The following is a 14,923-nucleotide window of genomic DNA, read 5'->3' as shown; positions in this document are numbered from 1 at the left end:
GCCATGTCAGTGGCCCTCCTTGCGCGCCCAGGGGCGGCCGGAGGCTTCCTCCTCGGCCATCATCTGCGCCTGTTGTTCGCGCAGGTGCCAGGGCATTTCCTCGAACACGCCATCGAACAACGTGTCGAGCGGCTGGTGCAGGCCATGGCCCAGGATACCGTTGGCCTCCGCCGCCTTCTGCGCGGCACGCACCTGTTCGGCTACCTCCCGATCCATGGCGGCGTGGGAGTCGTCGTCCCATTCGCCGATGGCGACCAGATGCGCCTTCAACCGCGCGACCGGATCGCCCAGCGGCCAAGCCGTCGGCTCGCCCGCCGAACGATATTGCGACGGGTCGTCGGAGGTCGAATGGCCCTCCGCGCGATAGGTGAAATGCTCGATCAGCGTCGGCCCCTGATTGGTCCGCGCCCGCTCGGCCGCCCAGGCGGTCGCCGCATAGACCGCCAGCGCGTCGTTGCCATCGACCCGCAGCCCGGCGATGCCATAGCCGATCGCTCGCGCGGCGAAGGTCGTCGCCTCTGCCCCCGCGAAGCCGGAAAAGCTGCTGATCGCCCACTGGTTGTTGACGACGTTGAAGATGACCGGCGCGCGATAGACGGTGGCGAAGGTCAGCGCCGAGTGGAAGTCGCCCTCGGCCGTACTCCCCTCCCCGCACCATGTCGCGGCGATCCGGGTATCGCCCTTCGACGCCGACGCCATCGCCCAGCCCACCGCCTGCGGATATTGCGTGGTCAGGTTGCCGGAGATCGAGAAGAAGCCGAAGTCCTTCGACGAATACATGATCGGCAACTGCTTGCCCTGCAGCTTGTCGGCAGTATTCGAATAGATCTGGTTCATCATCTCGACCAGCGGATAGTCGCGCGTAATCAGGATGCCCTGCTGCCGATAGCTAGGAAAGGTCATGTCGTCGCGGTCGAGCGCCATGGTGCCCGCCACCGCGATCGCCTCCTCGCCGGTGCATTTCATGTAGAAGCTGGTCTTGCCCTGCCGCTGGGCGCGGAACATGCGTTCGTCGAATGCGCGGACCGTCGCCATCTTCAACAGCATCCGGCGCAGCATGTCGGGGTCGAGCCGCGGGTTCCACGGGCCGACCGCCTGCCCCTGCTCGTCGAGCACGCGGACGAGCGTGTAGCTGAGGTCGTGAAAGCTGTCGGGCGCGGCGGACGTATCCGGGCGGGCCTGCGCACCGGCCGGCGGCACAGCGACGTCGGCAAAGTCCACCGCGTCGCCGGGACGGAATTTGGGTTCGGGCACGTGCAGCGTCAGGCGCGGCAGATTCGTGCGGCTATCGCCGGTCATGCACTCTCCATGTCCGCTGCGTCGCCCGTTGGCGGGTGCGCAGACTCGTTACAAACGCGTGTTATATAATTTCAACGCACTTGGCGAGAGGCTGGTCCCATCTGATACGAGTTTCCTCCGGCGCTGACCGGGGCAAACCGGTCAGTTCGTCGGAAAACCGCGCCGTTTGAACAGCGCGGTCACATCCGGACGCGATCCCGGAACACGCGACACACTTCCTTTCGGTCGGTCTCGTTGCCGGTCGACAGCAGGGTGTTACGGAAACGATCCGCCGTCGCCTTGTCCCACGCATTCCCCGTCGCTTCGGACGCGGCCCAGGCGTCGGCGTCCACCGGGAACGCGACCGGGAACATCGCTGGTGTCACCTTTTCCCATGGCGGCCCCCACCTGATACGGTCCGGGCCATCTGGCAGTCAGCGGGGTGGCGTCGACGGCGGCGGCCGGGGTCTGCGGCATCGCAGCGGCGTGGACGGGCAGGACGAACAGGGTAGTGGCGAGCAACGTGCCGATGCGCAGGATCATGCAGCTACCCGTTTTCCGGGCGAAATCGTAACGAGCGCAACGACGGGGAGCCGCTTGGCCAGAACAGCGTTGATGCGGCAACGAAACGACACGGGGCTTTTCATGAAGATCACTTCGCTGACCGAACTCGACCGCGTGCGCGACGAAGCGCGCAAACTGGTGACCAAGCGTGCGCTGGTATCGGCCGGTGCCTCCGCCGTTCCGGTGCCGGGCGCGGACCTGATCGTCGATGCGAATATCCTGACGAAGCTGCTGCCCGAGATCAGCAACCGGTTCGGGCTGGACGAAAAACAGGTGAACGCGCTCGAACCCGATCGTGCGAAGCAGGTGCTGCTGATCGCCGCCAACCTGGGCAACGGCGTCATCGGCCGGTCGATCACCCGGCGGATCGTCACGATGCTGATCCGCAAGGTCGGCGCGCGCTATGCCAGCAAGTCGCTGCTGCGCTTCGTACCGTTCGCCGGGCAAATCGCCGCGGCCGGCATCAGCTTCGGCGCGATGAAGCTGGTGGGTAATTCGCATATCGACGATTGCTATGAGACGGTGCGGCGGACGTTGGTGTAGACTTCGAATTCTTCCCCACGCACGTCACTCCGGCGCAGGCCGGGATGACGTGCGTGATACGATAGTCATCCCCATATGCTCTTCGTCACCCCGGACTTGTTCCGGGGTCCACCGAGCCGCAGTCGCGGTCGATCGAGGGCTCATGCCGCACCGATTGCCGCACCGTGGCCCCCGGAACAAGTCCGGGGTGACGGAGAGGTAGGAGGCGGCGATCAGGAACGACACCGGAAGTAGCTGAATGTCGATCGGTCCTAAGGAGGATTGGCTCCTCCTACTCCGCCGGCACCAGTTCGACCACATCCAGCAGGGATTCGAACCGGGGATAGGGCAGCACGAGCCGCCAGCGGCGCTCCCCTATCCGCTCCAATACGCCCGCCATGTCGCGGTCGCGGTCCTGGCCATATTGCAGCGCGGCCCGTTCGTCGCCCAGCAGCAGCGTGCCGAGGAACACCGTGCGGTCGCCATCGGGGAACAGCAGCCCGACCGGTCGCTGCGATCCGCTTTCCTTGTAGAAGCTGCGGACGCTGCCTTCGTCGGTGATGCGGCAGTCGAACGCCGGATAGGCGGTGAAGTCGCGCATCGCGCTGCCCTTCCCGCCCAGCTTGAACACGCGGCAACGATACCGGCCGGCGGGGGCCGCCGGGCCGGCGAGCGCACCGTCGGGAGCGAACAGCGCGCCCTGCGCCGCGATGGCCGCCGGGTCGGCCGCCCGCGCCTTCGGAAGTGCCGCCATCCACGCGTCGCGCCATCGCCGCAACCGGTCGCGATCGGCCGACGTCGCCACCCGTCGCCAATCGTCGGAGCCAGACGCCGTGGTCGTGGCCGGCGCCTTCGATCCGGCGGACGCGACACTCGCGCCGCCACAGGCGGTCGTCGCGCACCCGGCCAGGACCGTCGCCAGCGAAGCGAGGCGGATCATGCCGCGATCACGCAGCGGTCCAGCCGCCATCGATCGACAGGTTGGTACCCGTGATCGCCTTCGCCTCGTCCCGGCACAGATAGAGCGCCAGGCTGGCGACCTGTTCGGCGGTGACGAACTCCTTGGTCGGCTGCGCTGCCAGCAGCACGTCGTTCATCACCTGCTCGCGGGTCAGGCCGCGCGATGCCATCGTATCTGGGATTTGCTGCTCGACCAGCGGGGTCCACACATAGCCCGGCGAGATGCAGTTGGCGGTGATGCCGCAGGTCGCGACTTCCAGCGCGACGGTCTTGGTCAGGCCGGCAAGGCCGTGCTTGGCGGTGACATAGGCCGACTTGTTCGGGCTGGCGACCAAGCTGTGCGCCGATGCGGTGTTGATGATCCGGCCCCAGCCCGCCTTCTTCATGTGCGGCACGGCGGCGCGGATCATGTGGAAGGCCGATGACAGGTTGATCGCGATGATCGCATCCCATTTGTCGACCGGAAATTCCTCGATCTTCGCGACATGCTGGATGCCGGCATTGTTCACGACGATGTCGACCGATCCGAACTCGGCCGCCGCCTTGTCGACCATCGCCGCGATCTGCTCGGGCTTGGTCATGTCGGCGGGGTCATAGCGTGCCTCGGCCCCGCTCGCCTGCGCCAGCGCGGCGCGCTCCTTCTCGATCGCGGCTTCGTCGCCGAAGCCGTTGATGACCACCGTCGCGCCCTCGGCCGCGAACGCCTTTGCATAGGCGAGGCCGATGCCGGACGTGGAGCCGGTGACGATCGCAGTCTTGCCCTTCAGGAACATCGATTATCCTTGGCGTTTGTGAAGCGGATGGGTGAGGTCGAACGCGGCGGTGCGCCCGTCGAGAATGTTTTCAGCGACGACACGGGCATTGGCCATCGTCTCGGCAATGGCGGCGCGACCTGCAGCCCAGTGTTCCTGCATCGCACGCGTCGAAAATTCATAGTCGCGTGCGCCGCCTTCCCAACGGTTCGCGCGGTAAATCAGATGGACGAGGCTGAGCGGATGTTCGTCGGCCATCGCCTCCAGCGCGCGGACATCGGCATCGTCGCGCAGTTCGTCCGGCAGCTTGTTCACCAGCCGCCGGATCAGCTCGCGCTCCTGCCGCAAACGCAACCGTTCGGCGGTCACCTGCCGCGTGCGACTGGAAAAGCGTATCTCCTTTTCCCGCGCCACCACGTCGCCGATCGTGCGCGGCAGGTCGGCCTCAGCGGAAAACAGATCGACCTGAAACACCAGCATCGGATCGCGCTGATGGTCGAGGATGTGGGTCAGCGGGGTGTTGCTGACCAAGCCGCCGTCCCAATACCAGCGCCCGTCAATCTCGACCGGCGGCAGGCCCGGCGGCAATGCGCCCGATGCCATGATATGCCGCGCATCGATCCGTTCGCGGGCGCTGTCGAAATAGGCGAAGTTGCCGCTTTCGATGTCCACCGCGCCGACCGACAACCGCACCGGGCCGTCATTGGCGAGGTCCCAGTCGACCAGCGTGTCCAACGTCTCGCGCAAAGGGGCAGTGTCGTAATAGCTGAGCGCCCCCGGCGATCCCGGCGTGGCAAATTGCGGCGCTATCCCGCGTGGGCAGAAAAAGCCGGGCACTCCGGTCGCCAGTACGACGCCAGCCGACCATTCATGCACCCATTCGCGCACGCGGTCGTCGGGCAGGATCGGGAACCAGGGCAGCACGCCCGCCGCCGTTTCCCAGAACTGCCGCAGCCGTTCGATCCGCCGCTCGGGCGGGTTGCCGGCGAAGATCGCGGCATTGATCGCGCCGATCGAGATGCCGGCGACCCAGTCGATCTCGATCTGCGATTCGCCCAGCCGTTCGATCACCCCGGCCTGGTAGCTGCCCAGCGCACCGCCACCCTGCAACACCAGCGCCACGCAGTCGGGCAAGGGCAGTCCGGTGGGAGATTTTCGGCGCAAACGGGGATCAGCTTCAGCCATCGAGGGTACTTTGCGCATTATACGAACGGGGTTCAACGCCCCTTCAACCGATTTCATGGCCGGTGGTTGCAACATCGTGACCGTTTCGCGCATTTCAGTACGCAGCTTCAACGACCGGACTGCCGCCCATGCGCCTCGACGATCTCGATCCATCCAGCAATGTCGACGATCTCGGCCGAGGCGGCGGCGGCATGGGCGGCGGCGGGTTCAACCTGCTGGGCCTGCTCCCGCTGCTGCTCGGACGCGGACTTGGCTGCGGCACGATCGGCATCATCGCCATTATCGGCGTCGCCTTTCTGATGTTTTCGGGCGGCGGTGGTCTGATCGGCGGAGGGTCGCAGGCGCCGACCGCGCAGCAGGGGTCGGCGCAGAACAACGTGCCGTGCGATACGGCGGAGGAATTGTTCGCCTGCCGCGTGCTGAAATCAACCGAGCAGGTCTGGGGCCAGATTTATGCCGAGCAGGGCGCACGCTACACCCCGCCCCGCCTGCGCTTCTATCAGGATAATGGAAAGTCGGGATGCGGCGCGGCGCAATCGGCGATGGGGCCTTTCTATTGCCCGCCCGATCGCGGCGTATATCTCGACACCGGCTTCTTCCGCGAATTGTCGCAGCGCTTCGGCGCGGGCGGCGACTTCGCGCAAGCCTATGTCGTCGCACACGAGGTCGGCCACCATATCCAGAACCTGACCGGACAGGCCGAAGCCGTCAGCCGCGCGCAGCAGACGCTGCCGACGGCGCAGGGCAATGCCCAGTCGGTGCGGCTGGAATTGCAGGCAGACTGCTATGCCGGCGTCTGGGCAAAGCGCAGCGGACGGATGGAGCCGGGCGACATCGAGGAAGGGCTGCGCGCCGCCGAAGCGATCGGCGACGACCGGTTGCAGGGCAATCGCGCGTCTCCGGAAACTTTTACCCATGGCACATCGGCCCAGCGCGCCTATTGGCTCAAGCGCGGCTATGAGACGGGCGATCCCGCCCGGTGCGACACGTTTTCAGGGACGATTTAATGAGCGTTGCGTTTCGGCGAGAGGATGATGACGAGCATAAGGAGCCGCGGTTCGAACTTCCCCTGCCGCCCGGACCCAATCTGGTGACCCGACGCGGACTGGCGGCGATGGCGGCGCAGGTTACGCGGCTGGAAGGTGAACTGGACGCGGCCGGCAATGATGCCGAGCGGGCGACCGCCATCAAGCGCGACCTGCGCTATTGGCGGACGCGCCATTCGACGGCGCAGATCGCCCCTGCCCCGACGGACGAAGTCGCGTTCGGGGCGCGGGTCACCTATGCGCTGAACGGACAACGCAAGACGATCGAACTGGTGGGTAGCGACGAGGCCGATCCGGCGGCGGGACGCATTCCGTTCACCGCGCCGCTGGCGCTGGCGATGACCGGATTGATGGCGGGCGAAACCGCCGATTTCGGTGGGCGGAGCGACGCGATCGAGGTGATCGAGACCGGCCCCATCGAGCCATGACGCGCATCCTGGTCGATGCCGATGCCTGTCCGGTGAAGGACGAGGTGTACCGCGTCGCCGAACGCCATGGCGTCCGGGTCTCGATCGTCAGCAACAGCCATTTCCGGGTGCCGGTGCTGCCATGGGTCGAACGGATCGTGGTGTCCGACGGCTTCGACGCCGCCGACGACTGGATCGCGGAAACCGCCGGCGCGGATTGCGTCGTCGTAACCGCCGACATCCTGCTCGCCGATCGCTGCCTGAAGGTCGGTGCGACGGTGCTGGCGCCCAATGGCAAGGCGTTCACCGGTGCGTCGATCGGCGGTGCGATCGCCACCCGCGCGATCATGGCCGATTTGCGCGCGGGCGGCGAGCAGCTTGGCGGACCGCCGCCCTTCGGCAAGACCGACCGGTCGCGGTTCCTGCAAGCGCTCGACACGGCGCTGGTCCGCCTCGCCCGCAATCGATAGGAGAAGCGCCATGGCCGAAAAATTCGAACGTCACCGCCAACCCTGGCGCCCCGATGAAATCCAGAAGCTGCACCAGCTTGCCGCCAAGGGCATGGCGTTGAAGGCGCTCGCCAAGGCGCTGACCCGCAGCGAGGAGTCGATCAAGGACCGCGCAACGGAAGACGGGCTAAAGATCGCGAAACTGCGGTGAGTTGATGTCCTCCCCGGCACGGGCAGGGGAACTGTCCGAAGGACGGTGGAGGGGGTTTCCCGCGTGCGAAACGGTTGTGCGTGCCGACGCCCCCCTCCACCAGCTTCGCTGGTCCCCCTCCCCGTGCCGGGGAGGATTTTTACGTCATAGCTTCACCAGCATCTTGCCGCGATTCTGCCCGCTGAACAGGCCCAGGAACGCGCCGGGCATCTGCTCCAGCCCTTCGACGACGGTTTCCTCGCGCTGGAAATTGCCGCTGGCGACGATCTCGCCCATGCCCTGCTGGAACTCGCCGATGCGACCGAGGAAGTCGCTGACGATGAAGCCCTGGATGCGGATGCGGGCGGCGATGACGCGCATAAGGTAGCGCAGGGCAATCGGCTGCGACGCGTTATAGCCGTCGATCATGCCGCAGATCGCAAACCGCGCATTCTGTTTCGAGTGGGCCAGCGCGGCGTCGAGATGGTCGCCGCCGACATTGTCGAAATACACGTCGATCCCGTCCGGCGCGGCCAAACCCAGCGCCTTCGCCAGCGGCACATCACCTTTGTAATCTATAACGTGATCGGCGCCGAGCGAGCGGACCCATTCGACCTTTTCCGCACCGCCAGCCGATCCGATGACGGTCATGCCCTTGGCCTTGGCGATCTGCACCACGACCGAACCGACCGCTCCGGCCGCCGCCGACACGAACACCGTTTCGCCGGGCTTCGCCTCGGCCACCGCCAGCAGGCCGAACCATGCGGTCATGCCGGTCAGGCCGAGTGCACCGAGGAACGCCTGTTCGGGCAGGTCGATGTCGGGCAGCTTCTGCACGCCCTTCGCCGGAACGATGGCTTCGTCGCGCCAGCCCGCCATATGCTGCACGCGGGTACCGACCGGCAGGTCGGCGGCACGGCTCTCGATCACCTCGCCGACCGCGCCGCCCTCCATCGGGGCGTCCAGCTGGAACGGTGGAACATAGCTTTTCACGTCGTTCATGCGGCCGCGCATATAGGGGTCGACCGATAGCCAGCGATTGGCGATGCGCACCTCGCCCTCGGCCAGATCGCGCCGCGGCAGGTCGCGGAACGCGAAGTCGTCCATCACCGGCATTCCCTGTGGTCGCCGTACCAGATGCCACGCCTTGGCCATGTTCGATGCTCCATATCAGTTTCTGACCGCAACCTAGTGCGCGGCCCAATAAAAACAAAGGGGCGCGGTTTCCCGCGCCCCTCCGTCCGTCGCCGCTCGGGAACCGCTCAATAGGTTCCGGGGAAGCTGCGGTTGAGGTTGGTGCCGGTATCGCCACCGGTCGTCGTGCCGGTCACGCCGGTTCCCGCCGTGGTCGAGTTACCCGCGCCAAGCGCCTGTCCGGTCGTCGTCGACGTACCATAGCGATTGGCCTCGCGCGTACGGTCGTCGTCACGGTTCTGGCTGCCGAACCGATCGCTGCCATAGCCCTGCTGCGACGGGTTGCCGAACATGGCTTGCTGCTGCTCTTCGTCCCGCCATGCCTGCTTGGCTTCGGCGGCGGTCTTGCGCAGCTTCACCTTGCCTTCGACCGCGGACACCCAGCGCGACGGGATCGAATGGTGATGGCCACCGGCGTCTGGATCGCTCTTCGTCAGGATGATGCGGTCGCCGCGCACCTTGTCCACGGTGCCGACATGTTCGTCATCCGATCCGACGACTTCCATATGCTCGGTCACGCGGGTCAGGCTGTCGCGCTGCGTCTGGCGTTCGGTGCGGAATGCGTTGAACTCATTCTGGAACCGCGCCGAATTCTCCTGACGATATTCGTCATAGTCGCGGTCGAACGCGCTGACCTGCGTATCGCGCCACGACCGATAGGCATGGTCACCGTGACGGTCGTCATAGCGTGCCATCTGCTCGTCATAGCGCTGGTCTCGCTCACGACGACGCTCGGCTTCTTCGTCGCCGAACCACGAACGGACCTCGTCGCCGGCACGGGCGAGGAATCCACGATCCGACGTATCATAGTCGAGATCGTCGCGCTGACGATCGCCACGGAACCGGTCGCCGCCGTACCGGGCATCGCGTTCGCCCTGGTCGCCGAAGCGCTGGCGGTCGCCGCCATAGCTGCCACCCTGCGTGCCGTAGCTGCGCGATCCGCGATCGGCATAGTCGAAGTCGCGGTTGCCATGGCCCCGGTCACGATCCGCGCCATAGCTCGATCCGTAGGAGGACCGTCCGCCATAATGGTCGCGACTGCCGCGATCATCGCGCTGCTGCGATCCGCTGCCGAAGCCCTGGCTGCCATAACCCTGTGCGCCGTAACCGCCGCGTCCGCGATCGTCCCGGTCGCGCCACCGATTGTCGTCGTTGCGGGTGTTCCGCGACCAGTCGTCGTCGCGGGGATAGCGATCATAGCCCATGAAAATCTCCTGCAGATGGTTCATGTTATCGCGGCGCAGCAGCGTCGTGCGCTGCCATGTCGTATCCAGAGAAGCACCGACCCGGCGGATGGTTCCAGCCTGTCCGAACGCGCACGACGAAGGGGTTCGCCGCAGCGACCGGATGCTGGCCTGTGATTTTGATCCGGAAAAGCGCGAGACCCGTTGCATCCGCATTTTGGGGCCGCTAAGGGAACGGCCCCGGCGATGTCCGGGACGGGGCGGGGCTGTAGCTCAGATGGGAGAGCGCTGCAATCGCACTGCAGAGGTCAGGGGTTCGATTCCCCTCAGCTCCACCACCCCGCCATTCTCCGCACATCGCCGATCTCTCCGCGCTGCCGGCGGCTGTTAGCGGTTCGTTGATAGCGGAACAATACCCCACTAAAGTAATGGGATTATTCCCCGCCCCGACCGACCCCTTACAACGGGGTTCGACATCGCCGACACCGGCGGTCCTGAAACGGGGAGACATGGGTTTGAAGCTATATTTTGCACCGTTCGCGGCTGTCGCGCTGCTGGGCCTCGCGGCGTGTTCGGGTAACACCGCCGCCGAGAATGCCGCTGCCGACAACGCCGTGGTCGAGACGAACCTGACGTCGCTCGACGAACCGCTGGCGAACGACACGGCGTTCGGCAACGACATCGCCCTGCCCGGTGATAATGTCGTGCTGAACGAGGCGGCGGTGAATGCCGCCGATCCGGTGGCGAACGCCGCGGGCCTTTGAGTTTTCGCCGCGCTCCGGCGTGGCCTTCCGCATCGCTTTGGTTAGCTCCCTAAGCGCAACTCGGGCCGGACGGCAGCTGCCGCCCGGCCCCTTTCATATCCGAGTCCGTCCGATGACCCAGAGCGATGACGAACGACGCCGCGCGGTCGACCACGCCACCCGTGCCCTGTCGAGCGCGCGCATGGCTTGGCGACAGGCGCAGCCCAGCCGGCGACAGCCGGGCGACTTTCCGCGCCGCGCGCCGCTCGCCCGCGCGGTCGAATTGTTGGCGGCGGCGCTGTTCCCGGCGCGGATCGGCGGCTTTTGCGGGGAGGCGAAGGCGGAGGACGCGTTCGTCGCCGACCGGCTGATCGAGGCGTTCGCGCTGCTGGAAACGGCGATCGTCGCCGAATTCGCCTATTGGCGCGACGCGGCGGGGATCGAGGCCGCGGCGGACCGCCCGGCGGAGATCGTCCGGCTGTTCGCCGGTACGCTGTCGCGGGTACGTGCACTGCTCGATACCGATGTCGCGGCGATCTTTCGCGGCGATCCCGCCGCACGCAGCGTCGACGAGATTCTGATCTGCTATCCGGGCGCGACCGCGATCCTGCACCACCGCCTTGCCCACGAACTGGACTCGCTGGGCGCGCCCATCGTGGCGCGGATCATGTCGGAGATCGCCAATGAGCGCACCGGCATCGACATCCATCCCGGCGCGACCATCGGCCCCGGCTTCTTCATCGACCATGGCACCGGCGTGGTCATCGGCGAGACCGCCGTCATCGGCGCGCGCGTGCGGCTGTACCAGCATGTGACGCTGGGCGCACGGACGCCGCGCCGGTCGGAACTACGCGAGGCGACCGGCCCCTTTGCCGAACGCATTCCCCGCCACCCGATCGTCGGCGACGATGTGGTCATCTATGCCGGGGCGACGATCCTTGGCCGGGTGCGGATCGGCGACCGGGCGGTGATCGGCGGGAACGTATGGCTGCTGAAGGACGTCGAACCGCGCAGCGTCATCGTCCAGCCCGAGGCCGTCGTCGCTTCCTGAGCTTTCGGCGCCCTTCGACCCCGGAGGCGAAACGAAATCGGTCGCCCTGACGTTGAGCGGTGAACGATGATAAAGGTAGCCAGCTATAACATGCGCAAGGCGATCGGGACCGATCGCCGCCGTATGCCCGAACGCACACTCGAAGTGCTGCGCGAGGTCGATGCCGACATCATCGCGCTGCAGGAATGCGACCGCCGGCTGGGTGAGCGCGCCGGGGTCATCCCGCTGCACATGCTGGACGACCATAGCCCGTGGAAGGCGGTGCCGATCGCGATCCGGGCGCAGTCGATGGGCTGGCACGGCAATGCGCTGCTGGTGCGCAAGGAAGCGACGATCAGCGCCCCGCGCCGGATCGAGATCCCCGCGCTGGAGCCGCGCGGGGCGGTGCGGGCCGATGTGACGCTGAACGGCATGACGCTGCGGGTGGTGGGGATGCATCTCGACCTGTCCGGGCTGTGGCGACGCAAGCAGGCCCATGCGATCCTGCACGACGTCGATGGCTGTCAGCCGCCGCTGCCCAGCGTGCTGATGGGCGACCTGAACGAATGGACGCCGCAATCGGGGTGCCTGCGCGATTTCGGGCGCAATCATTGCTTCGCCGAAACCGGGCCGAGCTTTCATGCCCGCCATCCCGTCGGGCGGCTCGACCGGATCATGGTGTCGGGCGAACTGCGCGTCGTCGATTCGGGCACCCATCACAGCGCCGCTGCACGCAAGGCATCGGATCATCTGCCGATCTGGGCTACGCTCGACGCCGCATGAGCGACACCCCGCCCCCGCTGCACGACCGTGAATTGCGCTTGGCTTTGGTCTGCTACGGCGGGATCAGCCTGGCGGTGTATATGCACGGGCTGGTCAAGGAAGTGTGGCATATTGCCCGCGCCAGCCGGGCGATGCAGGACGATGGCGAGGCCCTGACCGGAAGCGCCGGCATGTACCGGACGATGCTGCATGAACTGGCGGACCTCAGCGGCATCCGGCTTCGCGTGCTGGTCGACATCGTCGCCGGGGCGAGCGCGGGCGGCATCAACGGCGTGTTCCTGGCCCATGCGGTCGCGACCGGCCAGTCGCTCGACCCGCTGACCGAGCTGTGGCTGGAAGGCGCGGACATCGAGGCGCTGATCGACCCGGCCCAGGCACCCGCCAGCGCGCTGTCGCGGCCATGGGCGCGGCCGATCGCGTGGATGGCGCTGGGCCGTGAAGGCGAGGACGTATCGAGCGTCGACATCGCCGCGCGCGACGAACTGCGCGCCAAGCTCGACCGGTTCGTCCGAGCGCGCTGGTTCGAGCCGCCCTTTGGCGGGCGGGCGATGGTCGACATGCTGCTGGATGCGTTCGAGGCGATGGCGGCGGGACCGGTCGGTCCCCGGCTGCTGCCGCCGGGCCAGCCGCTCGACCTGTTCGTCACCGTCACCGACTTTGCCGGCCATCCCGAACTGCTGCGGCTCAATTCGCCCAGGGAAGTGGTCGAGACCGAGCATCGCATCGTCATCGGCTTTTCCGATCATGGCGACGGGCCGCTGGCCGATCCAGCGGAACTGGTGTTCGCGGCGCGCGCGACGTCGAGCTTTCCGGGCGCCTTTCCGCCGTTCCGCGTCGGCGAACTGGATGCTGCGCTGAAGGATCGGGGAACCGAGTGGCCGGGGCGCGACGCCTTCTTGCGCCGGGTGCTGCCGCGACAGGCGGCGGTGGGGATGGTCGAGCAGGCGGCGCTGATCGACGGGTCGGTGCTGGCCAACGCGCCGTTCCGCCCGGCGATCGACGCGCTGCGCGAACGCCCGGCCCGGCGGCAGATCGACCGGCGCTTCGTCTATCTCGACCCCGCGCCCAACCACAAGTTCGGGATCGGCACCGAGACGAAGGGGCCGCCGACCTTCTTCCAGACGATCCTGGGTGCGCTGTCCGAACTACCGCGCAAACAGCCGATCCGCGACAATCTGGACGCGATCCAACGCCGGTCGGAGCGGATCGAGCGGATGCTGGCCATTGTCGAGAAGCTGCGCGGCGGCGTCGAGGCGGAGGTCGAGCAACTGTTCGGCTATACCCTGTTCCTCGACTGGCCGACGCCCGCGCGCCTGGCGGGATGGCGGCAGCGGGCGCAGGTGCAGGCGGCCAAGCGCGCCGGCTATGGCCATGCCGCCTATGGGCTGCTGAAGATCGATCAGGTGCTCGACCGGCTGGCCGAGCGGGTCGCGACGTTGGCCGACGACCCCGCCCCCGACCGGCGGCGATTGCGCGCGGCGTTCCACTGCATCGTCGTGGAGCGCGGCGCGGACCGGTTCGACGGCGACGGCGCGTCGGCGGCGGCGATCGACTTCCTGCGCGCCCATGACCTCGCCTTTCGCATCCGGCGGCTGCGGCTGCTGGTCCGTACCGTATCGGCGATGGAGCCGGAACAGGATGCGGCGGCGCTGGCCGCGGTGCGCGAGGCGATCTTCGCCAGCCTGACGCCGTACCTGGCGTGCGAACATGCCGATCATTTCGCCGCCGTTCGGGCGCTGGTGGCCGACAAGCGCGCCGACCCGGCCGAGCTGCTGGCGGCGATGGCGGCGGCGATGGATCTGACGACTCTCGATGCGCAGGCGGAGGCGCAGCTGTCTGCCGCACTTTCGGCGGCGCCGCGCGACATTCGCCGGCCGGTGCTGCTCGCCTATCTCGGCTTCCCGTTCTTCGACATCGCGACCCTGCCGCTGCTGGGCGGCGAAGGGCTGGACGAGTTCGATCCCGTACGGGTCGACCGGATCGCGCCCGACGATGCCCCATCGATCCGGGCGGGCGGGGCAGAGGCGACGTTGAAGGGCATCCGTTTCAACAATTTCGGGGCGTTCTTCAGCCGGTCGTACCGGGAGAACGACTATCTGTGGGGCCGCCTGCACGGGGCGGAGCGCATGATCGACATCGCGCTGTCGACGCTGCCGGGCGAGGTCCGTCTGCCGCCCGGCTGGATCACGCGCCACAAGCGCGCCGCGTTCCTCGCCATCCTCGACGAGGAACAGCCGCGGCTGACCATGATCCAGCCGCTGTTCGACGAACTGCGCGCCCAGATCGGCTGAGCCGGCGGCCTGGGTAGGATCGCCATTCAGATTCTATTTCGTCCTATTTCGTCACCCCGGACTTGTTCCGGGGTCCACCGAGCCGCAATCGCGGTCGATAGAGGCTCAAAACGCACCGATTGCCGCGCCGTGGACCCCGGAACAAGTCCGGGGTGACGGAGAGGCTTGAGGCGGCGATCAGGAACGACGTCAGTAGAAGCTGAAGGTCGATCGGTCCTGGCCGGGCGAGTCCACTCCCCTCCCTGACAAGGGAGAGGTTTGGGGGGTGGGTCCGGCTGTTGTTGGAGGTAGCGTTCCCTCGCAAGCCTACCCACCCCCGGCCCCTCCCTTGTCAGGGAGGGGAGG

Annotated in this window: 16 protein-coding genes and 1 tRNA gene; 10 read left to right on the top strand and 7 right to left on the bottom strand. The window is 67.0% G+C overall.

The features are described 5' to 3' along the window. Nucleotides 1–6 precede the first annotated feature (6 nt). Nucleotides 7–1,299 (bottom strand): 3-methyl-2-oxobutanoate dehydrogenase (2-methylpropanoyl-transferring) subunit alpha, encoded by a 1,293-nt coding sequence (locus ASE83_RS02730; protein ID WP_055785416.1) that lies wholly within the window; start codon nt 1,297–1,299, stop codon nt 7–9. 179 nt (nt 1,300–1,478) lie between these two features. Further along, a complete protein-coding gene (locus ASE83_RS18345; protein ID WP_200921829.1) occupies nt 1,479–1,652 on the bottom strand; it encodes a hypothetical protein in 174 nt (57 codons plus the stop codon). A gap of 271 nt (nt 1,653–1,923) precedes the next feature. Between ASE83_RS18345 and ASE83_RS02725 the strand changes: the two genes are divergently transcribed. After that, a complete protein-coding gene (locus tag ASE83_RS02725) occupies nt 1,924–2,385 on the top strand; it encodes a hypothetical protein (protein ID WP_055785419.1) in 462 nt (153 codons plus the stop codon). 271 nt (nt 2,386–2,656) lie between these two features. On the opposite strand, the gene ASE83_RS02720 is transcribed toward ASE83_RS02725, so the two are convergent. From ASE83_RS02720 to ASE83_RS02710, 3 genes are read right to left on the bottom strand one after another with little or no spacing between them, the layout of a single operon-like run. Continuing rightward, complete coding sequence (locus ASE83_RS02720) at nt 2,657–3,334, bottom strand: DUF4893 domain-containing protein (RefSeq protein ID WP_235515968.1); 678 nt, start codon at nt 3,332–3,334, stop codon at nt 2,657–2,659. Then, the gene (locus tag ASE83_RS02715; RefSeq protein WP_055785421.1) at nt 3,312–4,097 is read right to left on the bottom strand and encodes a 3-hydroxybutyrate dehydrogenase; all 786 of its coding nucleotides are present in this window, start codon (nt 4,095–4,097) and stop codon (nt 3,312–3,314) included. Before ASE83_RS02715 ends, ASE83_RS02720 begins: the two co-directional genes overlap by 23 nt. A 3-nt stretch (nt 4,098–4,100) precedes the next feature. Then, complete coding sequence (locus ASE83_RS02710; RefSeq protein WP_055785423.1) at nt 4,101–5,261, bottom strand: DUF3734 domain-containing protein; 1,161 nt, start codon at nt 5,259–5,261, stop codon at nt 4,101–4,103. Nucleotides 5,262–5,389: 128 nt separating this feature from the next. Between ASE83_RS02710 and ypfJ the strand changes: the two genes are divergently transcribed. The 4 genes from ypfJ to ASE83_RS02690 are packed head-to-tail and all read left to right on the top strand — an operon-like array spanning nt 5,390 to nt 7,374. Beyond that, nucleotides 5,390–6,268, top strand: coding sequence for a KPN_02809 family neutral zinc metallopeptidase (ypfJ, locus tag ASE83_RS02705; RefSeq protein ID WP_055785426.1), 879 nt, complete (start codon nt 5,390–5,392; stop codon nt 6,266–6,268). Next, the gene (locus ASE83_RS02700; protein ID WP_055785429.1) at nt 6,268–6,735 is read left to right on the top strand and encodes a GreA/GreB family elongation factor; all 468 of its coding nucleotides are present in this window, start codon (nt 6,268–6,270) and stop codon (nt 6,733–6,735) included. The genes ypfJ and ASE83_RS02700 overlap by 1 nt, the downstream gene beginning before the upstream one ends. Next, complete coding sequence (locus ASE83_RS02695; RefSeq protein WP_055785434.1) at nt 6,732–7,184, top strand: YaiI/YqxD family protein; 453 nt, start codon at nt 6,732–6,734, stop codon at nt 7,182–7,184. The genes ASE83_RS02700 and ASE83_RS02695 overlap by 4 nt, the downstream gene beginning before the upstream one ends. Before the next feature lie 10 nt (nt 7,185–7,194). After that, on the top strand, nt 7,195–7,374 hold the full coding sequence (locus ASE83_RS02690; RefSeq protein ID WP_055785436.1) for a hypothetical protein: 180 nt from the start codon (nt 7,195–7,197) through the stop codon (nt 7,372–7,374). A gap of 144 nt (nt 7,375–7,518) precedes the next feature. On the opposite strand, the gene ASE83_RS02685 is transcribed toward ASE83_RS02690, so the two are convergent. Continuing rightward, nucleotides 7,519–8,508, bottom strand: a complete 990-nt coding sequence (locus ASE83_RS02685; RefSeq protein WP_082443033.1) for an NADP-dependent oxidoreductase — start codon at nt 8,506–8,508, stop codon at nt 7,519–7,521. A 107-nt stretch (nt 8,509–8,615) separates the two neighbouring features. After that, on the bottom strand, nt 8,616–9,776 hold the full coding sequence (locus ASE83_RS02680) for a DUF2171 domain-containing protein (RefSeq protein WP_055785442.1): 1,161 nt from the start codon (nt 9,774–9,776) through the stop codon (nt 8,616–8,618). 217 nt (nt 9,777–9,993) lie between these two features. Between ASE83_RS02680 and ASE83_RS02675 the strand changes: the two genes are divergently transcribed. The 5 genes from ASE83_RS02675 (at nt 9,994) to ASE83_RS02655 (ending at nt 14,578) form a co-directional block, all read left to right on the top strand. Next, a tRNA-Ala gene (locus ASE83_RS02675) sits at nt 9,994–10,069 on the top strand. Between the two features lie 177 nt (nt 10,070–10,246). Beyond that, entirely contained in the window at nt 10,247–10,495 is a 249-nt protein-coding gene (locus ASE83_RS02670) for a hypothetical protein (RefSeq protein ID WP_156352603.1), read from the top strand. Between the two features lie 112 nt (nt 10,496–10,607). After that, nucleotides 10,608–11,525 carry a serine O-acetyltransferase EpsC gene (epsC, locus tag ASE83_RS02665; protein WP_055785445.1) on the top strand — a complete coding sequence of 306 codons (918 nt, stop codon included), beginning with the start codon at nt 10,608–10,610 and terminating at the stop codon, nt 11,523–11,525. A gap of 66 nt (nt 11,526–11,591) precedes the next feature. Further along, the gene (locus tag ASE83_RS02660) at nt 11,592–12,287 is read left to right on the top strand and encodes an endonuclease/exonuclease/phosphatase family protein (protein WP_055785448.1); all 696 of its coding nucleotides are present in this window, start codon (nt 11,592–11,594) and stop codon (nt 12,285–12,287) included. Beyond that, the gene (locus ASE83_RS02655; protein WP_055785451.1) at nt 12,284–14,578 is read left to right on the top strand and encodes a patatin-like protein; all 2,295 of its coding nucleotides are present in this window, start codon (nt 12,284–12,286) and stop codon (nt 14,576–14,578) included. Before ASE83_RS02660 ends, ASE83_RS02655 begins: the two co-directional genes overlap by 4 nt. The last annotated feature ends 345 nt before the right edge of the window (nt 14,579–14,923 follow it).

It is taken from the genome of Sphingomonas sp. Leaf32 (assembly GCF_001421765.1).
Taxonomy (GTDB): Bacteria; Pseudomonadota; Alphaproteobacteria; order Sphingomonadales; family Sphingomonadaceae; genus Sphingomonas.
Note: the sequence above shows the minus strand (reverse complement) of the source record. Positions and strands in the feature narration are given on the sequence as shown.